The sequence below is a fragment of the Pantoea sp. SIMBA_079 genome (assembly GCF_046940275.1).
In the GTDB taxonomy this organism is placed as follows: Bacteria; Pseudomonadota; Gammaproteobacteria; order Enterobacterales; family Enterobacteriaceae; genus Pantoea; species Pantoea borealis.
This window is the reverse complement of sequence record NZ_JAWRYR010000012.1, coordinates 1-21,042: the sequence shown is the minus strand read 5'-3', so window position 1 is coordinate 21,042 and position 21,042 is coordinate 1. Positions and strand designations below refer to the sequence as shown.

Genomic DNA, 21,042 nt, shown 5'->3' with positions numbered 1-21,042 from the left:
GTGATTTAACAGCCGCTTAGCACCGCAGATGTAGCAAAAATGCTATTGGCCGGTAAACCCTGCGTTATGATCGTTCACTTTTAATTGTACCATCTGGTACAATCCTGCCGCCTTATGGTGAGCTCGCCCCGATATACCGCGTTCTCATGCATGAGTGCGTGGTAGCGGGCTGCTTCGCAGTCCGTCATTAAATAAAGTGCTGCAGTGTCCCGCGACAGAGCCGGACAGGCGGCATGCAGTATTTTTCAGGAGAGTTTGTGTGAAGGCAGAACATTCCACTCGCCCCGGCAGGGGACTCAGTGCCTGGTCCGTGCTGTTCGGGCTGGTGCTGCTGGCGATCGGCCTGTTTTTCGCTATTGGCGGCGGTAAACTGGCGGCGCTGGATGGCAGTAAATATTTTCTGATTGCCGGTATCGTTATGATCGCGTCGGCGATCCAGTTTATCCGGCGCAAAGCGTCAGCGGTAACGCTGCTGGCGCTGGCGTTTATCGGTACCCTGATCTGGGCGGTGATGGATGCCGGCTGGCACTTCTGGCCGCTGGTTTCCCGGCTGATGGTGCCGGCAGGCCTGATGCTGTTTGCATTTCTGACGTGGCCTGCGCTGCGTAAAAGCGAAGGCAAAGCGCCGCTGGCAACGCTCTCTTATGCGCTGTCAGCGCTGATTGCGGCTGGCATGGTCGCCACCGTGGTGCAGATGTTTCAGCCGCATCCGACCGTGGCCTTTACCGGTTCACAGCTGCCGCTGATCCCGGCAGATAAAAGCAAACCGCAGCAGGACTGGAGCAGCTACGGCCGCACGCCGGAGGGCGATCGCTTTGCGGCGATTGACCAGATCACGCGTGACAACGTTAAGGAACTGCAGGTTGCCTGGACCTTCCATACCGGTGACACGCCGCTCAGTCCGACCGGCAATGGCGCTGAAGATCAGCAGACGCCGCTGCAGGTAGGCAACACGCTCTATATCTGCACGCCGCATAACAATGTGATTGCAGTGGAAGCGGACAGCGGTAAGCAGATCTGGAAGCGTGAAATCAATGCGCAGGCGGAAGTGTGGAACCGCTGCCGCGGTCTGGCCTATTTTGACGCCACCAAACCGGTAACGCAGCCCACGCAGCCAGGCTCCACGCCCGTGCCGCCACCGGTACTGGCCGCAGGCGACAGCTGCCAGCGCCGTATCCTGATGAACACCATCGATGCGCGTCTTATCGCAATTAATGCCGACAACGGTGAGTTCTGCGCCAGCTTTGGCAACAACGGTGTGGTTGATCTGAAGCAGGGGCTGGGCAAGGCGCCCGATCCGCTCTATCAGCTGACCTCCGCTCCGCAGGTTGCCGGTACCACCGTGGTAGTCGGCGGTCGCGTGGCGGATAACGTGCAGACCGATATGCCAGGCGGCGTACTGCGCGGCTTTGATGTGATCAGCGGTAAAATGCGCTGGGCGTTTGATCCGGGCAATGACGATCCGAATGCGGTACTGATGCCGGGCCAGGATTATACCCGCAGCACGCCAAACTCCTGGGCGCCGCTCTCCTACGATCCGGCAATGAACACCGTATTCCTGCCGATGGGCAGCTCGTCAGTGGATCTGTGGGGCGCGAATCGCACAAAACTCGATCACACTTACGGCGCATCAATCCTCGCGCTGGATGCCACCACCGGTAAACAGAAGTGGGTCTATCAGACAGTTCACAACGACCTGTGGGACTTTGACCTGCCGATGCAGCCAAGCCTGGTCGACTTCCCGATGAAGGATGGCACCACCAAACCGGCGGTGGTCATCGGGGCAAAAACCGGCATGATCTGGGTGCTGGACCGCCTGACCGGCAAGCCGCTGACCAAAGTGGAAGAGCGGCCGATGCCGCAGGGCCACATCCCGAACGAGCAGTACACCAAAACCCAGCCGCACTCGGTTGAGATGCCCAATATCGGCAATCAGACGCTGACGGAATCCGATATGTGGGGCGCGACGCCGTTTGACCAGCTGGCGTGCCGTATCGCATTTAAAGGCATGCGCTATGACGGTCTGTTCACCGTACCGGACACGGACAAGTCGCTCAGCTTCCCGGGGTCTCTGGGTGGTCTGAACTGGGGCAGCATCTCATTTGATCCGAACAACCAGTATATGTTCGTCAATGATATGCGTCTCGGCCTGTGGGTGCAGATGATCCCGCAGGACACAAGCAAAGTGGCCCGCGGCAGCAACGGCGGTGAGTCGGTGAACACCGGTATGGGTGCCGTACCGCTTAAGGGCACGCCATATGCGGTGAACAAAAACCGCTTTATGTCGCCGCTCGGCATTCCGTGCCAGGCCCCGCCTTTTGGTACGCTGTCAGCCATCGACATGAAAACGCGCCAGATCGTCTGGCAGGTGCCGGTGGGTACCGTGCAGGATACCGGCCCGTTTGGTATCAAAATGCACGCGCAGATGCCGGTAGGCATGCCAACGCTGGGCGGTACGCTGGCAACGCAGGGCGGACTGGTGTTTATCGCCGGTACCCAGGACTACTACCTGCGCGCCTTTGACAGCTCAACCGGTAAAGAGGTGTGGAAAGCGCGCCTGCCGGTCGGCAGCCAGGGTGGCCCGATCAGCTATGTCTCGCCCAAAAATGGCAAGCAGTACATCCTGATCTCTGCCGGTGGCGCACGCCAGTCGCCGGATCGCGGGGATTATGTGATTGCCTACGCGCTGCCAGACAGCAAGTAAGAGCAGCAGGGCCGGCAGACAATGCCGGCCTTTTTTTTGCCTACTCCCCGTTCTGCCACAGCGCCTGCAGCGCTGGCGGCGCATCCTTTTCCGCCACATAAATCACAATGGCACCTGCTTCATGGTGAGTGGCGTAGGTGATCTGAATACGAAAATAGTGCTGATCGCCACTGCCTGCGGTGCTGGCTTGCTCCGCCTGCTCTCCGAAGGGCAGCGCCTGCTCCAGCACCTGACAGACCCGCTGTTTCTGCGGCTCCGGCAGCTGGGCCAGCGCAAAACGCCGCTCTTTACGCAGTTTGGGGATAAAGGCGAAACCGCCCTCCCGCGCCAGCTCTATAATGGCGTCATCCGTCAGTTCTACGTTCACTTCACACCCACCTCTTGCCAGGCGGCCCTGATCTGCTCCGCGACCTGCCGATCAAAGCGTTTCGCCGCATGCTCAACGGTAAAGCGGGCAAAGGTGCTGAAATCAGCATCCTGCGGCAGGGTTTTGTCACACAGCGTGTCATACCATGCCTGGCCGGCGCGTTCCCACGCAAAGCCGCCCAGCGCGGTGGCCGCGAGATAAAACGCGCGGTTGGGAATGCCGGAGTTAAGATGCACGCCGCCGTTGTCATCACGCGTTTCGATATAGTGCGCCATATCCGCAGGCTGCGGATCTTTGCCCAGCAGCGGGTCATCATAGGCGGTGCCGGGTGCAGACATTGAGCGCAGACCGCTGCCGTTAATGCCTTTGGCCAGCAATCCTTCACCGATGATCCAGTCCGCTTCCTCCGCGCGCTGCTGGCGCTGATACTGTTTTACCAGTGAGCCAAAGACATCAGACATCGACTCATTCAGCGCGCCCGCCTGCTGAAAGTAGATCAGGCCCGCTTCGCTTTCCGTGACGCCGTGCGTCAGTTCATGGGCCACCACGTCAATCGCGATGGTGAAGCGATTAAAAATCTCGCCGTCACCGTCACCAAAGACCATCTGCTGGCCGTTCCAGAAAGCGTTCTGGTACTCCTGGCCATAATGCACGGTACCGTCCAGCTTCAGCCCTTTGTTGTCGAGCGAATTACGCTGATAGACGTTCCAGAAAAAATCATAAGTGACACCCAGATAGTCCCAGGCTTCATCAGCGGCCACGTCGCCATTGCCGGGCTGACCTTCCTGACGTATCAGCGTGCCGGGCAGCGTCTGGCTATGCCCGGCATCAAAAATGGCGCGCAGTACCTCGCCTGGCCGGGCAATATCCGCCGGGGCGACAACGCGGTGCGGCTCCGCCATCAGCTGCTGAACGTGGGTAAGCGTACGGCGTGCCGACGCCTGTTGCGGCCCTGCACAGTTATCGATGATATTACGCAGAATATAGGGGGGGATTACGCTGTATGACATGCCGGACTCCCTGAGTGATGGGTATGCAAAGAGTATAGACCGGGGGCAGGCAGAGCAGGGGGGCGTGAAAGCAGGGAGAGCATCTCTCCCTGCTGGCTTAGTCAGACCGGCGGGATGTGCGGCGGCGCTTCAGCGGCGTGAGGGCAGTGACTTCGCTCTCTACCCAGCCATCCTGCAGCCGGGTGCGCAGTCTGTCGCCCGGCTGCAGCGGGGCGATCTGTTTTACGACTTCGCCCTGCGTATCGGTGGTAACGCTGAAGCCGCGCGCCAGCGTCGCCAGCGGGCTGACGCCCTCCAGCTGTGCCATCAGCGTGCCAAAGCGCTGGCGATCCTGCCCCAGCTGCTGCGTCATGCTCTGCTGCAGCCGGTAGTGCCAGTGCGTGAGCTGCTGCTGCGCGCGCAGGATGCGTCCCTGCGGCTGCTGCGCACTGAGCCGCTGCAGCAGCCGATCCTGCTGCCGCTGCGCGCTGCGCAGTTGCCGATCGGCGGCGGCGGCTAAGCGACGCTGCAGCTGAAACAGGGCGGTCTGCTGGCGAGCCAGGCGCAGCTGCGGATGCTGCTGCTGCAGGCGATGCTGAAGCTGGGTGAGATAACGCTGCTGCCCGGCAAGGTAGTAGTCCATCGCCATCTCCATGCGCTGCTGCTGTGACTGCAGCTGGCGCAGCAGTTCGACCTGATTGCGGCTGACGATCTCAGCGGCGGCAGAGGGCGTGGGCGCGCGTAAATCCGCGACAAAATCGGCAATGGTGACATCCGTTTCATGTCCCACGGCGCTGACCACCGGCAGGCGGCTGGCAAAAATCGCACGCGCCACGCGTTCATCGTTAAAGCACCAGAGATCTTCCAGCGAGCCGCCGCCGCGGCCGACAATCAGCACGTCACATTCGGCGCGCTGGTTGGCCAGTTCGATGGCACGCACGATGGCAGCCGGCGCATCAGCACCCTGCACCACAGTGGGGTAGATAACCACCGGTAATGAGGGATCGCGGCGGTGCAGCACGCGCAGCACATCATGCAGCGCGGCGCCGGTTGCGGAGGTGATCACCCCGACCTGACGGGCCGGATCGGGCAGCGGCTGCTTGAACTGCTGATCGAATAACCCTTCTGCGCTGAGCTGCGCTTTCAGCTGCTCAAACTGCTGCTGCAGCAGGCCTTCACCCGCCGGATGCATGCTTTCAACGATTAACTGATAGTCGCCGCGCGGCTCATACAGCGTGACGCTGGCCCGTACCAGCACCTGCTGCCCGTGCTGCGGACGGAACGTCACGCGCCGGTTGCTGTTGCGAAACATCGCGCAGCGCACCTGGGCACCATCATCTTTCAGCGTAAAGTACCAGTGGCCGGACGCGGGCTGCGTGAAATTAGAGATCTCAGCGCTGAGCCACACCAGGCCCATCTCATTTTCCAGCAGCGTGCGCACCGTGGTATTGAGGCGGCTGACGGTAAAAATATTGGCGGTTGCAGGTAGTGACATGTGATGAGGATCAAATTTTAAATCAGAGGGTTAATTCATCGATACTACAGGGCTGCTGCGCAGGATCAAGACTTTTTCTGAAAAAGCAGTAGAGGCAATCGATTTCGTCCTGTATAATGCCGCGGCAATATTTTATCTGTTTTCAACGCCCCCAGGTGGAGATATTGCAATGCTAAGAATCGCGAAAGAAGCCCTCACATTTGACGACGTCCTGCTCGTTCCCGCTCACTCCACTGTATTGCCTAACACCGCTGACCTCAGCACCCAACTGACCAAAAACATCCGTCTGAACATTCCTATGCTCTCTGCTGCGATGGATACCGTGACCGAAGCGGGCCTGGCGATCGCGCTGGCACAGGAAGGCGGCCTCGGCTTTATCCATAAAAATATGTCGATTGAGCGTCAGGCTGATGAAGTGCGTAAGGTGAAAAAGCATGAGAGTGGCGTGGTAACAGAGCCGCAGACCGTGCTGCCGACCACAACGCTGGCGGAAGTGAAAGAGCTTACCGACCGTAACGGCTTCGCCGGCTATCCGGTCGTCAACGCCGGTAACGAGCTGGTGGGGATCATCACCGGTCGCGATGTACGCTTTGTGACCGATCTGACGCTGCCGGTTACCGCGGTTATGACGCCGAAAGAGCGTCTGGTCACGGTAAAAGAGGGTGAAGCGCGCGAAGTGGTGCTGCAGAGGATGCATGAAAAGCGCGTTGAAAAAGCGCTGGTCGTGGATGAGAGCTTCCACCTGCTGGGCATGATCACCGTAAAAGATTTCCAGAAAGCTGAACGTAAACCCAACGCCTGTAAAGATGCGCAGGGCCGTCTGCGCGTGGGCGCGGCGGTGGGTGCCGGCGCCGGTAACGAAGAGCGCGTGGATGCGCTGGTTGCCGCTGGCGTTGACGTGCTGCTGATTGACTCTTCGCACGGCCACTCCGAAGGCGTGCTGCAGCGCATTCGTGAAACCCGCGCCAAATATCCCGATCTTGAAATCATTGGCGGCAACGTTGCCACCGGTGCCGGTGCCCTGGCGCTGGCTGAAGCGGGTGTGAGCGCGGTGAAAGTGGGTATCGGTCCGGGCTCTATCTGTACCACCCGTATCGTGACCGGCGTAGGCGTACCGCAGATCACCGCTGTTTCTGACGCCGTGGCGGCGCTGGAAGGCACCGGTATTCCGGTCGTGGCTGATGGCGGTATCCGCTTCTCTGGCGATATCGCTAAAGCGATCGCCGCAGGCGCAGCCGCTGTGATGGTGGGCTCCATGCTGGCCGGTACCGAAGAGTCTCCGGGCGAGATCGAACTCTACCAGGGCCGCGCCTTTAAATCCTACCGCGGCATGGGCTCGCTCGGTGCGATGTCCAAAGGTTCTTCTGACCGTTACTTCCAGACTGACAACGCCGCAGACAAGCTGGTACCGGAAGGCATTGAAGGCCGCGTTGCTTATAAAGGTCGCCTGAAAGAGATCGTTCATCAGCAGATGGGTGGCCTGCGCTCCTGCATGGGCCTGACCGGCTGCGCGACCATTGATGACCTGCGTACCAAAGCGGAGTTTGTTCGCATCAGCGGCGCCGGTATCAATGAGAGCCACGTGCACGATGTGACCATCACCAAAGAGTCACCGAACTACCGCATGGGTTCCTGATCCCTGAAGATTTCCCGCCCGGCTCTGGCCGGGCGCTTTTATTGTTAAGTCCCTTCCACTGGAAATGCCTCAATGACGACTGAAAATATTCATAAACATCGTATCCTGATCCTCGATTTTGGTTCGCAGTATACGCAGCTGGTTGCGCGCCGCGTGCGTGAGCTGGGCGTCTACTGCGAACTCTGGGCGTGGGATGTCACCGAAGAGCAAATCCGTCAGTTCAACCCAAACGGGATTATCCTGTCAGGTGGCCCTGAGAGCACCACCGAGCTGGACAGCCCGCGTGCGCCTGAGTATGTCTTTAACGCCGGCGTGCCGGTGCTGGGCGTCTGCTACGGCATGCAGACCATGGCGATGCAGCTGGGCGGCAAGGTTGAAGGCTCAAACGAGCGCGAGTTTGGCTATGCGCAGGTGGAAGTCACCACCCAGAGCGCGCTGGTGCGTGATATCGAAGATGCGATCAGCGCCGCCGGCAAGCCGCTGCTGGATGTCTGGATGAGCCACGGTGATAAAGTCACCGCGATCCCGGCTGACTTCGTCACCGTTGCCAGCACTGAAACCTGTCCGTTTGCCATCATGGCCAATGAAGAGAAGAAGTTCTACGGCGTGCAGTTCCATCCGGAGGTGACGCACACCCGTCAGGGACTGCGCATGCTGGAACGCTTTATCCGCGATATCTGCGGCTGTGAAGCACTCTGGACGCCGGCGAAAATCATTGAAGACGCCGTTGAACGTATCCGCCAGCAGGTAGGCAGCGACCGCGTGATCCTCGGCCTTTCCGGCGGCGTTGACTCCTCGGTAACCGCCATGCTGCTGCACCGCGCTATCGGCGATCGCCTGACCTGCGTATTTGTTGATAACGGTCTGCTGCGCCTGAATGAAGCAGAGCAGGTCATGGATATGTTTGGCGATCATTTCGGTCTGAACATTGTCCATGTACCGGCGGAAGCGCGTTTCCTCGATGCGCTGGCGGGTGAAAACGATCCGGAAGCCAAACGTAAAATCATCGGCCGCGTATTTGTCGAAGTGTTCGATGAAGAAGCGCTGAAGCTGACCGAAGTGAAGTGGCTGGCGCAGGGCACTATCTATCCGGATGTGATTGAGTCTGCCGCCTCTGCCACCGGCAAAGCGCACGTCATCAAATCGCACCATAACGTGGGCGGCCTGCCGAAAGAGATGAAGATGGGCCTGGTTGAGCCGCTGAAAGAGCTGTTCAAAGATGAAGTGCGCAAGATCGGTCTTGAGCTGGGTCTGCCGTACGACATGCTTTACCGTCACCCGTTCCCGGGTCCGGGTCTCGGCGTGCGCGTGCTGGGCGAAGTGAAGAAAGAGTACTGCGATCTGCTGCGCCGCGCCGACGCCATCTTTATTGAGGAGCTGCGCAAAGCGGATCTCTACAATAAAGTGAGTCAGGCGTTTACCGTGTTCCTGCCGGTGCGCTCCGTCGGCGTGATGGGCGACGGCCGTAAGTATGACTGGGTCGTCTCACTGCGTGCGGTGGAAACCATCGACTTTATGACCGCACATTGGGCGCATCTGCCATACGACTTCCTGGGCCGCGTCTCCAACCGCATCATCAATGAAGTCAGCGGCATCTCCCGCGTGGTGTATGACATCTCCGGTAAGCCACCGGCGACGATTGAGTGGGAATAATCCCTTTCTGACACAAAGCCCGCCGCGTGCGGGCTTTTTTTATGGCTGAAACACAGCGGCAGCGCACAATGATGTGTTTGCCGGCGCGTTGCGTGCCAGCGCATAGTTGGTGAATAAACAGGCGCCGTTTTGCTGCATAATAGCGCACTCTTTTTCTGCCCCGGATAACCCTGAATGCTGCCTGTAAAACTTATCCTGCTGACTTTTCTTTGCGCCGTGATCCTGTCGCTGGCGGCGAGCCTGGCGCAGGCAACGCGCAGCGGCGACCTGCAGACCGGGCAGGGCGGCTGGGCTACCGCGCGGCGCGACTCCGCCGGACTGGCACCCGATCCGCAGCGCTACGCCAGCGAGGCGGTGGTGCAGGTCTATGCGGCTCCCACTTACGGCTGGAAAGGCGCAGTGGCGGTGCATCCGTGGATCATCTTTAAGCGCGCCGGCGAGACGCAATATAACCGCTATGAGGTGATCAGCTGGGGCAGCGGTGACAAGGTGCGGCGCAACCGCAATCTGCCGGATGGCTACTGGTATGGCGCCCGTCCGCGCCTGCTGGTGGATCACCGCGGGGCGGCAGCGCAGGCGCTGATCCCGCAGATTGAGGCGGCAATCCGCTCTTACCCGTGGCCCGCCACCTATCGCGCCTGGCCGGGGCCAAACAGCAATACCTTTCTGGCACACATCGGTCGCGAAGTGCCGGCGCTGAAGCTCGACCTGCCGGCAAACGCGGTCGGCAAGGATTACCGCTCGCTGCTGCACCCGGTCGGGCTGCCGCCCTCGGGGCGCGGTCTGCAGCTGTCGCTGCTGGGCGTACTGGGCGTGACGGTCGGTGCAGAAGAGGGCGTAGAGATGAATATACTGGGACTTAATCTTGGCGTGGATTTCACACCGCTGCGGCTGCGGCTGCCGTTTATCGGCGGCATCGGCCGGGAGAACGTGCAGAAGGATAATCCCTGACGGGGCGCCGCGGAGTGCGGCGCGCCGGGCACTCAGCAGACGCCGAAGTCGCCCTCTTCATGATAGAGGTTGACGCTGTCTGCTTTAATCTCTATCTCTTTTTTCAGCGGGTCGTCGATGCGGGCGCACCAGAGCATATCGCCCTCTGCACGCAGCACCTGCATTTTAGGACCACCGGTTTTTGACTGCACAAAATCGCCTGCGTTAAACATGCTGTGTCTCCATCAGATAAAGGATATGAGTGAGTGTAGCTGCGCCGGCATAAAGGCGCAGCTATTGTGACTCAGTGCGGCAGTAAAAACAGCGTGGCCAGACCGAGAAAGATAAAGAAGCCCCCGGTGTCGGTAAGGGCGGTGATCAGCACGCTGGACCCCACCGCCGGATCGCGCTTCATTTTGGTCATGATCAGCGGAATTAATACGCCCATCAGCGCCGCCAGCAGCAGGTTCAGCACCATCGCCAGCATCATCACGCCGCCAAGCTGAATATTGTCATACATCAGCCAGGTAATGCCTCCCATGATGCTGCCCCAGAACAGGCCGTTGATCAGCGCCACGCCCAGCTCGCGGCCTATCAGGAACGAGAAGTTACCGGGCTCCACCTGATGCAGCGCCAGCGCGCGCACAATCATGGTAATGGTCTGGTTACCGGTATTGCCGCCAATGCCGGCCACAATCGGCATCAGGGTCGCGAGCGCCACCAGCTGCGAAATAGTCGCTTCAAACAGGCCGATGACGCGCGAGGCGATAAACGCGGTGCAGAGGTTAATGGCCAGCCACGTCCAGCGCTTGCTGACCGCTTTACGCACCGGTGCAAACACATCCTCTTCCTGGCTGATACCGCCCATTTTGCGGATGTTGCTCTCATTCTCCTGGTTCACCAGATCGATCACATCTTCTACAGTAATGCGCCCAATCAGTTTGCCTTTGGCGTCGGTGACAGCGGCAGAGATCAGGTTATAGCGCTCAAAAGCGCTGGCGGCATCCTCGGCGTTATCATTGAGCTGAAACGTAGTGGGGCGGGGATTCATGACATCTGCGACCAGCGTTTTAGGTTTGTTCAGCAGAATATCGGTCAGCGGCAGCTCACCGAGCAGCTGATTCTGTGCGTTGGTAATAAAAATTTTATCGGTGCCGTTGGGCATGCTGCTGCGTTTGCGCAGAAAGCGCTGTACCGTGGCAAGGGTAACGTCGGCGCGCACGGTGAGAATATTGAAATCCATGATGCGGCCTACGCGATCGCGATCCAGCTCAATCACATCAAGCAGGCGCGCGCGCAGCTGCGGCTCCAGCGTGGTCAGCAGGCGGCCGGTGAGATCGCGCGACAGATAGCGTGCCAGATAAACCTGATCGTCAATATCCAGCGGTTCAATCGCGCGCAGGATCTCGCGATCGCTCATGCCGTCAGTCAGGCTCTCCCAGACGGTTTCTGAGGCTTCAACCAGCACGCGGCCACGCTGTTCTGAGGGCACCAGCTGCCAGAGCGCCCGGCGTTCCTCTTCCGGCAGCGCTTCCAGAATATCAGCGAGGTCGGCGGCATGCAGCGGCGCCAGCTCCTGCTCCAGCTGCTGACGCCAGGCGGCCACTTCGCGCAGCTCTGCGGCGCTGAGGTCGACAGATTTATCCAGCAGGACATCCACTAAGTCCTGTTTGCTTAGCAGCAGCGAGAGAATGCGCTGGCGGGATATGGTTAGTTGTTGTGCGTGCGAGGCAGACATAACGCGTCCTTTGTGTCTGTAAAGTCAGCACAAAGTGTAGCGTGTTACCGGCAGAACGGGCAGAACAAAGGCCGTAATTGCAGCGTCAGCGCGTGTCGCTGCTGCTCAGCGTCGCCGGTTCCGGCAGGGGCTTTTTCTGCTGATGATGCTCAATGGCACCGGGAATGATAAAAATCAGGCGACCAGCCAGAATAAAAAAGCTGATCAGCAAAACGATGCGGGTCATGGTGCCGGTTTTGGGACGTCTTCGTGGTGATAGGGCGCTGTTCACGCGGGTGTTCCTGTTGATACCCCTCAGGGCGATAACAATATTTAGTCACAGTTACCGGATGGGGTCAATCGCTGTATGAAAAATAAGCATTGAATGCGTGCGACAGGGGCCGCAGACCGCGGCCCTGCTTCAGTAACTCGCCTTTTGTGCCAGCAGGGTGGCAAACTGACATTTAATGCGGTTGCCGTCGGCGTCACGACGGTGCAGCTCGCCGACATCCTCGTTATATTTTACGATGTGCCAGTTGCGGTAGTAGTGGCTCAGCTCGCCCGATTTAAAGGTAAACGGGAACGCCTGCGTATTGGGGTAATCAGCGGTGCTCATCGCCGCCACAATCAGGTTGTAGCCATACTTCTGCGTACTGGCCTGCATATCGGCAATCAGCTGCGGGATCGTCTCCGGCTGCAGAAACATCATCACCACCGTTGAGAGCACAAACTGATAGCTGCCGTTGAAGCGCAGCTGGTTGAGATCGCACAGCGCTGTCTGAATATTCGGCAGCTGTTCGGTGGCAATAATGGTATTCAGGTAGTCAAGGCTTGCCGGATTAGCGTCCCAGGCGGTGACGTTAAAGCCGTGCTGGCTGAGATAAAGGCTGTTGCGGCCTTTACCGCAGCCGAGATCCAGCGCGTTGCCCGGCGTCAGCTTTGGCAGCGCCGCGCGCACTTCAGAGTGCGGCGGCGATAAATCATACTTTTCTGTAAACCAGTTATCAGGGCGTGTCGTCATCGTCAGACAGCGGGCTGACGGCCCGCGTTACTCCTCTTCCAGTAGCAGTTTCCAGCCGGTCACGTCGCTCCAGTACGCCTGCTCGCGCTCAAGGTCGAGCTGCACCAGCGTATTCTGGCTGAGGAAACCGGCCGGGAAGGTGAGCGTCCAGTGACCATCATCCGTTGAAAGCTTCAGTGCATCGGGGCGCGTGGTCGCCTGACGCTGGTTATTCAGCAGCGTGCCGAGGCGCAGCAGAAAAATCATCGGCAGCACCTGCTTTTTCTTAAACAGGGTAAAGCGCGGGATCTCATCCTGCTTCACCGCTTTACGATGGAAGCGTACCAGCGTGGCCAGCAGCATCTGTTGATCCTGGTTAAAGCCAGGCATATTAGAGTGCTGCAGGATATAGGCGGAATGCCGCTGCATACCACTGTGATTAATGGTCAGGCCGACCTCATGCAGCAGGGCCGCCCACTTTAGCAGGGCGGTCAGCTGCGGATTCGCCTGCTTCGGATTCTGCTCCTGCCACTGCAGATAGAGCTGCTCTGTGGTTTCCAGCACGCGGCGCGCCTGATCGCTGTCGATCACATAGTGATTCGCCAGGCTCTGCGCGGTACGGCTGCGGATATCCTGATGGCGGAAGCGCCCCTCCATCTCATAGAGAACGCCTTCGCGCAGCGCACCGTCAGAGAGACGCAGTTCGCGGATCGCCAGCGCGTCAAAGACGCCGCACAGGATCGCAAGGCCAGGCACAAACACCGCTTTGCGCTCTTCAGATAAGCCCGGCAGGCTCAGGGCATCAAAGGATTTATGCTTCAGCACTTCGCTGACCAGCATATCGAGATTGTCAGGCGTCACGCGCTTCTCTTTCTCGCCCATCGCCAGCAGCACTTCACAGGCGGCTTTGATACTGCCGGAAGCGCCCAGCGCATATTGCCAGCCGTGCAGGCGATATTGCCACGCCAGCGTCTCCAGCTTGTGGGTGGCGGCGAGGCGGGCGCGGCGAAAATTATCCTGACTGATTTCGCCTTGCGGGAAATAGAGATTAGCGAAGCTGACGCAGCCCATGCGGCGGCTCTCAACCAGCTGCGGCTCAAAATCCTCGCCGATCACCAGCTCGGTTGACCCTCCGCCGATATCAATCACCAGCTTGCGCCCTTTTTCCGGCTGAGTATGCTCAACGCCCATGAAAATCAGGCGCGCCTCTTCGTTGCCGGAGATCACCTCAATCGGATAGGGGATCACCTCTGCGGCGCGCTGCAGAAACTCTTCGGCATTGGTTGCGATGCGCAGCGTATGCGTGCCGACAATGGTCACGTTGGCGGCGCTAAAGCCCTGCAGGCGCTCAGCGAACAGAGCCAGGCAGCTCAGACCGCGCACAATCGCGTCTTCGCTCAGCCGGTTCTGCGCGTCAAGCCCGTCAGCCAGGTGCACCCGCTGCTTCAGACGCCCCAGAACCTGCATGGCGCCATCTACTACGCGGGCGATCACCATATGAAAACTGTTTGAGCCGAGATCGATGGCCGCAAATTCCTGCGGCTTCGGCGTACTCTTCGGAGTAATTGGCATAGGCGTTATTCAGGTTGTTCCAGTCTCTTGATGTAATCGTAAATCGCCAGCTGCGAGCGCACTTTCCTGCGATTGCCGCGCGGAACATAACGGTTACTCAGCTCTTTGTCTACGATACGTGCTTTCACCGTATCACTTAACAGAATGGCGATAATATCCAGAATCCGCTGTTTAAGACGTGGATCGAGCACCGCCACGGCGACCTCAATACGGTAATCGATGTTGCGCGTCATCCAGTCAGCCGAGGAGAGAAACACCTTTTTCTCGCCGCCATTTTCAAAAATATACACCCGGTCGTGTTCAAGATAACGATCAACAATGCTGGTAATGCGAATATTTTCACTGATGCCGGGCAGGTCCGGGATCAGCGAGCACATACCGCGCACCAGCAGGTTGATTTTCACCCCGGCTGCCGAGGCCGCATAGAGTCTGTCGACCAGGCCATTATCAACCAGGTTGTTGATTTTTAATGTAATACCGCACGGCTTGCTCTGCTGCGCATTGGCAATCTCTGTATCGATCAGCTGATAGAGCACGGCCCGTGAATTTTGCGGCGACACCATCAGATGTTCAAAGGTCACCGGGCGATAGGGGTTCTCAATGAAGTTAAATACGCGGCGCACTTCGTTCGTGATGCGCGCATCAGCGGTGAGCAGGGAGTAGTCGGTATAAAGGCGCGCGGTCTTCTCATTAAAGTTGCCGGTGCCGATATGCGCATAGCGCACCACCTCTTCATTTTCGCGACGGGAAATCAGAAACAGTTTGGCGTGAATTTTCAGACCAGGCGCAGAGAAGATAACGTGCACGCCCGCCTCAGTCAGCCGCTTGGCCCAGTGGATATTTGCCTCTTCATCAAAGCGCGCCTGCAGCTCAACCACCACCGTGACTTTTTTGCCGTTATGCGCTGCGTGGATCATCGCATCCATGATGCGGGAGTGTTTGGCCACGCGATAGATATTGATTTTAATCGCCAGCACGCTGGGATCGAATGACGCCTGACGCAGCAGCTCCAGCACATGCTCAAAGGTGTGATAAGGGTAGTAGAGCAGCACATCGCGATTGCGGATGGCGTCAAAGCCATTGCGGAAGCCATCAAAGCCGATATGGCGGATCTGCGGCAGCGGCCGGTTGACCAGGTTACTTTTGCCGACGTTTGGAAAGCCGATAAAATCTTTAAAGTTATGGTAGCGGCCACCCGGCACAATGGAGTCATAGTTGGAAATAGAGAGCTTGTGGCGCAGCATCTCCACCATGGCATCGGGCATGTCGCGCTGATAGACAAAGCGCACCGGCTCAGCAGTAAGACGCTGCTTCAGGCTGGAGGACATCAGCTCCAGCAGGCTCGACTCCATCTCCGTGACCAGATCATATTCGGCGTCGCGCGTCATTTTCATGGAGTAGGCATTCAGCGCATCGTAGTCGAAAAAGCCTTTGAAAATCTCGTCCAGACAGTAGCGCAGGATGTTATCCAGCAGGATCATCGGTTTGCGGCGGCGTGGCGACTCTGCCGGCAGGTTGATAAAACGCGGCACCTTGTCGGACGGGATTTCAAGCAGCGCATAGCGGATATCCTCGCCGCGGATAATCTCCACCGCCAGGTAGGTATAATCATCTTTGAGAAACTCAATCAGATCGGTGTCATGGTTGATCAGAATAGGCGTGACGTGCTGGCGCAGCTGATGCTTGAAATAGTGGCGCAGCCACTCCTGCTGATTAGGTGAAAGCTGACGCTCGTTGATCAGGAAGATCTGATTGCGCGCCATCTCCAGCAGCAGCTCATTGTAGAGTGCATCAAACTCCTGATCGGACTTCAGCACCCGCTGCTGGATCTTCTTCAGCAGATGCCGCAGGGGAGTGGGTTTACCCTGCTCTTCGCTGATCAGAATGCGCCGCTTTAGATCGGCAAAGCGCACTTTATAGAACTCTTCAAGGTTGTTGGAATAGATACCTAAAAACCGCATGCGCTCAATCAGCGGGTTACTTTTATCCGCCGCTTCCTGCAGCACACGTTCATTAAAGGATAACCAGCTTATTTCTTTTTCGATATACAGCTTTTCCTGACCCATTCTGACTCCGTGATGCTGTGGCGGGACAATATGTCCGGCGCAAGGCGCGCAGTGGTGCGGCTCCGCTCAGTCTCCCTCACCATTATTGCTAGAGTATGGCAGGCTTGTCCAACCGCAACAGTTGTCTTATCAACCCGCTACGGGCAACATAGCGACTCTCTAATCTGAATCCCTGACCGGCATGAGCATAAACCATATTCCTGTTGAATTTAATGACCGTCGCCGGCGCGCCATCGATCGCTTCGTGCGGCGCATGGTGACGGCGTGCGGCGCAGGAATATTGCTGCTGATGCTGCTGCTGTTCTTCTGGCTTATCTGGGTGGTTCTGCCCTTATTCAGCGCGCCACAGCTTCAGCCTGCGCTCAGTCAGCAGCTGTGGGATAAAACGCCGGCGCTGGCGCTGGGCAGCAGCGGCACATTGGGCTGGCGTATCAGCCCTCATGAAGCGCGCTTTATTCCGCTTAACGGCGACCCCGCCGGCCCGGCGCTGGCGCTTTCGGACGCGCCGCAGGCTGCCGTTACCAGCAGCGCTGCTGATGCAGTGTTACTCAACGTGCAGGGCGCACTGCTGTTGATGCAGCCGCGGATAGATCACCATCACGGCGAGTGGTATTTTCCGCTGGGCGATCGGCCGCTGCGGCTGCCGCAGGGTGCCGTCAGCCAGATGGCGCTGGCACAGACCGGCGAGGGGCAGTGGCGTATTGCTGCACAGACGCCAGCGGGGATCAGCGTGCTGACACTGGCTGGCCAGCAGCAGGTCAGCCAGGTCGTGCTGCCGCAGCAGCACGCTGATCAGCTGCTGCTGTCGCCTGACGGCACGCAGCTTTTTACCAGTCGTGAGCGCCAGCTTCAGGTGTGGCAGATTAGCGCCGGGGGCGCAGAGCTGCGTGAAACGCAGGCGCTGACGCATCCGGTTGCGAGCCTGCATATGCTGGCGGGGGGCCGATCGCTGCTGATCAGAGACGATCGCGGTGTCAGCCAGTGGTTTGCCATTACCGGCGAGCGCGGTCCGCGTCTGCAAAAAATCAAAACCTGGCACGGCTCACAGGGCGCGCAGGGTGTGGTGACGGAGCCACAGCGCCGGGTATTTGCCAGCTGGGATGGGCAGGGCGTGCTCAGCCTGTTTGCCAGCAAACAGTCAGGGCCGATCCTGACGCGTCAGCTGGCACCGGGTATTCAGGCGGTCGCCTTTTCGCCGCGCGGTGACGGGCTGATTGTCGAGCGCGCCGGGCACTGGCAGCAGTTCCGGCTTGATAATCCGTGGCCTGATGTTACCTGGCGTAACCTGTGGCAGAAAATCTGGTACGAGAATTATCCGCAGCCCGACTGGGTGTGGCAATCCACCGCTGCCGGCGACAGCTATCAGGCGAAATTCAGTCTGATTCCGCTGGTCATTGGCACGCTCAAAGCCGCCGCGCTGGCGCTGCTGTTTGCCACGCCGCTGGCGCTGGCTGCGGCTATCTACACCGCCTGGTTTATGTCGCCGGGCCTGCGGCGCTGGGTTAAGCCTGGTATTGAGATGATGGGCGCGCTGCCGAGTGTGGTGATTGGCCTGATTGCCGGTATCTGGATGGCACCGCATATCAGCCACGCGCTGGCGGGCGTACTGCTGCTGCCGGTGATACTGGCCGCTACGCTGCTGCTGTGCGGCGTGCTGAGCCCGCGTCTGCCGGCGCGCTGCCGTCGCCCGGGTGTTGAGGTGCTGTTACTGCTGCCGCTGCTGCTGCTGGTCACGCTGCTGACGCTATGGCTGGCGGCCCGGCTCTGGCCGGACGCCGGTGAACAGCTTATCCACTACGAACAGCGCAATCTGCTGGTTGCCGCGGTGGCAATGGGGTTTGCGCTGGTGCCGCTGATATTTACCCTGGCGGAAGATGCGCTGTTCAGCGTACCGGGGGCGCTCGGACAGGGCTCACTGGCGCTGGGCGCCACGCCGTGGCAGACCCTGACGCGGGTGGTGCTGCCTGGTGCATCGGCAGGCATTTTCGCGGCACTGATGATCGGTTTTGGCCGGGCGGTGGGGGAGACGATGATCGTGCTGATGGCCACCGGCAACACGCCGGTGAGTGAAGGCGGGCTTTTTGCCGGGCTGCGGGCGCTGTCAGCGAATATCGCAATAGAGATGCCGGAGGCGGCAGCGGGCAGCGCACACTACCGCATTCTGTTTCTCAGCGCGCTGCTGCTGCTGCTGTTTACGCTGGTTATCAACACGGTGGCAGAAGTGATCCGCCAGCGGCTGCGCCGGCGTTACGGTCAGCATGAGGGACAGGCATGAAAAACGCACATCGTCAGAACGATCGCTGGCGCTGGCTGACGGCGGGGGCGGTGGCTGTCTGTTTGCTGGCGTTTACGCTGCTGATTGGTCTGCTTGGCTGGCAGGGGGGGCGTGCATTCTGGCCGCAGCCGGTGGATCGCTATCAGTTTCAGGCCCCTGGCACCGCGCCGGTTACGCTACTGGGCGAAACGCTGCAGGCAGAGCGGCAGAGCACCGGATGGCGCTATCTGGTGAAAACCGGCAACCGTGATTTTGCTGCCCCTGATTTCCGCGTGATTTACAGTCGCGCGCCAGCTGTTGCTGAACAGCCGCGTGACGTGCTGGTGCTGCAACGGCGCAACGGCGGTAACGCTTACGGCTGGCTGGTGGCGCTGCGGGAAGACAACGAGACACTTACCGCACATAATCGCGATGCGCTGCTGCAGCAGCGCCTGCAGCAGGTACAGGAGCAGCTGCGTCAGGCTGAGAATATTCGCCGTGTCGATATGGCGCGTCTTAACGCGCAGCTGGAAAATCTGCAGCAGCAGGCGGATGAGCAGCAGCACGAGCAGCGTTTTGGTCTGCAGCAGCAGTCAGAGTTTGATGCCAACAGCGCAGCCCTGCATCGTCGCTTCAGCGCGCTGGCTGAGCAGCTGGCGCATCTGCAGCGGGCGAGCCAGCGCGATACGCTGATCCTCCGCGACGCGCAGGGGACGGAACATACCCTGCCGCTGGCGCAGATTGTGGCGGCCTGGTATCCCAATAACATGAGCGTGACGCAAAAAGCGCAGCACTTTTTCCGGCAGGTGTGGCAGTTTGTCAGCGATTCACCCGCGGCAGGTGGCAGCGAGAGCGGCGCGTTTCCGGCTATTTTTGGTACGGTGCTGATGGTGGTGCTGATGTCGGTCATCGTTATGCCGCTCGGCGTGGTGGCCGCCGTCTGGCTGCATGAGTATGCCGGACGTCATACCCTGACGCGGCTGGTGCGCATCGCCGTGGTGAACCTTGCGGGCGTGCCCTCTATTGTTTATGGCGTATTTGGCCTCGGCTTTTTTGTCTGGCTGATTGGCGGCACGCTCGATCAGCTCTTTTTTTCCCGGACGCTGCCAAACCCGACCTTTGGTACACCCGGCCTGCTGTGGGCGTCGCTGACACTGGCGCTGCTGACGCTGCCGGTGGTGATTGTGGCAACAGAAGAGGGATTGTCACGGATACCCGATACGCTGCGTCAGGGATCGCTGGCGCTGGGGGCCACGCAGGCGGAAACGCTGTGGCGGGTGGTACTGCCGCTGGCGGTGCCGGCGATGCTCACCGGGCTGATTCTGGCGGTAGCGCGCGCGGCGGGAGAGACTGCGCCGCTGATGCTGGTCGGCGTGGTTAAAATGGTGCCGGAGCTGCCGGCAGACGCCGTGTTTCCTTATCTGCATCTTGACCGCAAATTTATGCACCTCGGCTTTCAGATTTACGATCTGGCCTTTCAGAGCCCGAACATCGATGCCGATCGGCCGCTGGTTTACGCCACCGCACTGCTGCTGGTAATGATCATTCTGTCGCTGAATCTGCTGGCGATGGTACTGCGCCACCGGCTGCGGGAGCGTTACCGGCTGATGACGCACTAATAAGGTTGGAACATGACGTCCGATGAGAACATTGCGCTACGCGTAAATAAATTATCGCTCTGGTACGGCGAGCGCCAGGCGCTGAACGCTATCGATCTGCAGATCCCGAAAAACCGTATCACAGCGCTGATTGGCCCCTCCGGCTGCGGAAAATCCACGCTGCTGCGCTGTTTTAACCGTATGAACGACATGATTAGCGGATGCCGTACCGAAGGGGAAATTCTGCTGGACCAGCTGCCGGTGATGCAGGCGGGGCAGGATTTGCCGGCGCTGCGGCGGCGCATCGGCATGGTGTTTCAGCGTCCTAATCCGTTTCCCAAATCGATTTATGAGAACGTGGTATATGGCCTGCGTCTGCAGGGCGTGCGCGATCGCCGCGTTTTAAATGAGGCGTGTGAACGCGCACTGCGCGCGGCGGCGCTCTGGGGAGAGGTGAAAGATCATCTGGCGCAGAATGCGCTGACGCTCTCCAGCGGCCAGCAGCAGCGGCTGGTGATCGCGCGGGCCATTGCGATTGAGCCGGAAGTTCTGCTGCTGGATGAGCCGACCTCTGCGCTCGATCCTATCTCTACGCTGGTGATTGAAGAGCTGATGACCACGCTGAAAGCGCATTTCACGCTGGTGCTGGTGACGCATAATATGCAGCAGGCGGCCCGCGTGTCTGATTACACCGCGTTTATGCATCAGGGACAGCTGATTGAGTTTGGAGATACCGATCGGATTTTCACCGCACCCGGCGTGCGCCGCACCGAAGAGTACATCACCGGCCGGTTCGGTTAATGCCGGTTACCGGAGGCGTCATTGCGTTCCGCACGCGAATCAACCCAGGGGCGCATGAATGGCGTCATTAGGTTCCGCACGCGAATTAACCCAGGGGCGCATTAATGCGCCCCCTACGGGGGGGATAAATGTAGGGGGCGCATTAATGCGCCCCGGGTTGCGGGGTATCGAACGGGCGTCGTCGCGTTCCGCACGCGAATCAACCCAGGGGCGCATGAATGGCGTCATTAGGTTCCGCACGCGAATTAACCCAGGGGCGC

General features: G+C 59.3%; 16 protein-coding genes. 7 read left to right on the top strand and 9 right to left on the bottom strand.

The annotated features are described in order from the left end of the window. The first annotated feature begins 259 nt into the window (after positions 1 to 259). A complete protein-coding gene (locus SB719_RS14890; RefSeq protein ID WP_412159364.1) occupies positions 260 to 2,704 on the top strand; it encodes a glucose/quinate/shikimate family membrane-bound PQQ-dependent dehydrogenase in 2,445 nt (814 codons plus the stop codon). A 40-nt stretch (positions 2,705 to 2,744) separates the two neighbouring features. On the opposite strand, the gene SB719_RS14885 is transcribed toward SB719_RS14890, so the two are convergent. From SB719_RS14885 to xseA, 3 genes are all read right to left on the bottom strand, one after another. Further along, complete coding sequence (locus SB719_RS14885) at positions 2,745 to 3,071, bottom strand: protealysin inhibitor emfourin (protein ID WP_292969911.1); 327 nt, start codon at positions 3,069 to 3,071, stop codon at positions 2,745 to 2,747. Continuing rightward, positions 3,068 to 4,081 carry a M4 family metallopeptidase gene (locus tag SB719_RS14880; RefSeq protein ID WP_293006080.1) on the bottom strand — a complete coding sequence of 338 codons (1,014 nt, stop codon included), beginning with the start codon at positions 4,079 to 4,081 and terminating at the stop codon, positions 3,068 to 3,070. The genes SB719_RS14885 and SB719_RS14880 overlap by 4 nt, the downstream gene beginning before the upstream one ends. A gap of 97 nt (positions 4,082 to 4,178) precedes the next feature. Continuing rightward, positions 4,179 to 5,555, bottom strand: coding sequence for an exodeoxyribonuclease VII large subunit (gene xseA, locus SB719_RS14875; protein WP_304233906.1), 1,377 nt, complete (start codon positions 5,553 to 5,555; stop codon positions 4,179 to 4,181). 169 nt (positions 5,556 to 5,724) lie between these two features. On the opposite strand from xseA, the gene guaB reads away from it, so the two are divergent. The 3 genes from guaB (at position 5,725) to SB719_RS14860 (ending at position 9,795) form a co-directional block, all read left to right on the top strand. After that, a complete protein-coding gene (guaB, locus tag SB719_RS14870; protein WP_304233905.1) occupies positions 5,725 to 7,191 on the top strand; it encodes an IMP dehydrogenase in 1,467 nt (488 codons plus the stop codon). 72 nt (positions 7,192 to 7,263) lie between these two features. After that, positions 7,264 to 8,844: a glutamine-hydrolyzing GMP synthase gene (guaA, locus tag SB719_RS14865; RefSeq protein ID WP_065648694.1), complete on the top strand. Its 1,581-nt coding sequence runs from the start codon at positions 7,264 to 7,266 to the stop codon at positions 8,842 to 8,844. A 174-nt stretch (positions 8,845 to 9,018) separates the two neighbouring features. Further along, positions 9,019 to 9,795, top strand: a complete 777-nt coding sequence (locus tag SB719_RS14860; RefSeq protein ID WP_412159363.1) for a DUF3750 domain-containing protein — start codon at positions 9,019 to 9,021, stop codon at positions 9,793 to 9,795. A gap of 32 nt (positions 9,796 to 9,827) precedes the next feature. Here SB719_RS14860 and SB719_RS14855 read toward each other — a convergent pair whose 3' ends face one another. The 6 genes from SB719_RS14855 to ppk1 form a co-directional block, all read right to left on the bottom strand. Continuing rightward, positions 9,828 to 10,007, bottom strand: coding sequence for a hypothetical protein (locus SB719_RS14855; RefSeq protein WP_039379580.1), 180 nt, complete (start codon positions 10,005 to 10,007; stop codon positions 9,828 to 9,830). 71 nt (positions 10,008 to 10,078) lie between these two features. After that, a complete protein-coding gene (gene mgtE, locus SB719_RS14850; protein WP_065648697.1) occupies positions 10,079 to 11,512 on the bottom strand; it encodes a magnesium transporter in 1,434 nt (477 codons plus the stop codon). 85 nt (positions 11,513 to 11,597) lie between these two features. After that, positions 11,598 to 11,783 (bottom strand): YfgG family protein, encoded by a 186-nt coding sequence (locus tag SB719_RS14845; protein WP_065648698.1) that lies wholly within the window; start codon positions 11,781 to 11,783, stop codon positions 11,598 to 11,600. Positions 11,784 to 11,912: 129 nt separating this feature from the next. Then, the gene (tehB, locus tag SB719_RS14840) at positions 11,913 to 12,512 is read right to left on the bottom strand and encodes a tellurite resistance methyltransferase TehB (protein ID WP_065648699.1); all 600 of its coding nucleotides are present in this window, start codon (positions 12,510 to 12,512) and stop codon (positions 11,913 to 11,915) included. Positions 12,513 to 12,539: 27 nt separating this feature from the next. Next, complete coding sequence (gene ppx, locus SB719_RS14835) at positions 12,540 to 14,063, bottom strand: exopolyphosphatase (RefSeq protein WP_292969900.1); 1,524 nt, start codon at positions 14,061 to 14,063, stop codon at positions 12,540 to 12,542. 5 nt (positions 14,064 to 14,068) lie between these two features. Then, entirely contained in the window at positions 14,069 to 16,129 is a 2,061-nt protein-coding gene (gene ppk1 / locus SB719_RS14830; RefSeq protein ID WP_065648701.1) for a polyphosphate kinase 1, read from the bottom strand. A 181-nt stretch (positions 16,130 to 16,310) separates the two neighbouring features. Between ppk1 and SB719_RS14825 the strand changes: the two genes are divergently transcribed. Genes SB719_RS14825 through pstB form a run of 3 tightly spaced genes read left to right on the top strand, consistent with a single transcriptional unit; the run spans position 16,311 to position 20,782 of the window. After that, a complete protein-coding gene (locus SB719_RS14825; protein ID WP_412159362.1) occupies positions 16,311 to 18,404 on the top strand; it encodes an ABC transporter permease subunit in 2,094 nt (697 codons plus the stop codon). Next, on the top strand, positions 18,401 to 20,002 hold the full coding sequence (gene pstA / locus SB719_RS14820; protein ID WP_412159361.1) for a phosphate ABC transporter permease PstA: 1,602 nt from the start codon (positions 18,401 to 18,403) through the stop codon (positions 20,000 to 20,002). The genes SB719_RS14825 and pstA overlap by 4 nt, the downstream gene beginning before the upstream one ends. A 12-nt stretch (positions 20,003 to 20,014) precedes the next feature. Further along, positions 20,015 to 20,782 (top strand): phosphate ABC transporter ATP-binding protein PstB, encoded by a 768-nt coding sequence (gene pstB / locus SB719_RS14815; protein WP_065648704.1) that lies wholly within the window; start codon positions 20,015 to 20,017, stop codon positions 20,780 to 20,782. Positions 20,783 to 21,042 lie beyond the last annotated feature (260 nt).

Coding starts and splice junctions, on each gene's coding strand:
- SB719_RS14880 (WP_293006080.1), bottom strand. CDS start 4,081: ATGTCATACAGCGTAATCCCCCCCTATATTCTGCGTAATATCATCGAT.
- xseA (WP_304233906.1), bottom strand. CDS start 5,555: ATGTCACTACCTGCAACCGCCAATATTTTTACCGTCAGCCGCCTCAAT.
- guaB (WP_304233905.1), top strand. CDS start 5,725: ATGCTAAGAATCGCGAAAGAAGCCCTCACATTTGACGACGTCCTGCTC.
- guaA (WP_065648694.1), top strand. CDS start 7,264: ATGACGACTGAAAATATTCATAAACATCGTATCCTGATCCTCGATTTT.
- SB719_RS14860 (WP_412159363.1), top strand. CDS start 9,019: ATGCTGCCTGTAAAACTTATCCTGCTGACTTTTCTTTGCGCCGTGATC.
- SB719_RS14855 (WP_039379580.1), bottom strand. CDS start 10,007: ATGTTTAACGCAGGCGATTTTGTGCAGTCAAAAACCGGTGGTCCTAAA.
- mgtE (WP_065648697.1), bottom strand. CDS start 11,512: ATGTCTGCCTCGCACGCACAACAACTAACCATATCCCGCCAGCGCATT.
- tehB (WP_065648699.1), bottom strand. CDS start 12,512: ATGACGACACGCCCTGATAACTGGTTTACAGAAAAGTATGATTTATCG.
- ppx (WP_292969900.1), bottom strand. CDS start 14,063: ATGCCAATTACTCCGAAGAGTACGCCGAAGCCGCAGGAATTTGCGGCC.
- ppk1 (WP_065648701.1), bottom strand. CDS start 16,129: ATGGGTCAGGAAAAGCTGTATATCGAAAAAGAAATAAGCTGGTTATCC.
- SB719_RS14825 (WP_412159362.1), top strand. CDS start 16,311: ATGAGCATAAACCATATTCCTGTTGAATTTAATGACCGTCGCCGGCGC.
- pstA (WP_412159361.1), top strand. CDS start 18,401: ATGAAAAACGCACATCGTCAGAACGATCGCTGGCGCTGGCTGACGGCG.
- pstB (WP_065648704.1), top strand. CDS start 20,015: ATGACGTCCGATGAGAACATTGCGCTACGCGTAAATAAATTATCGCTC.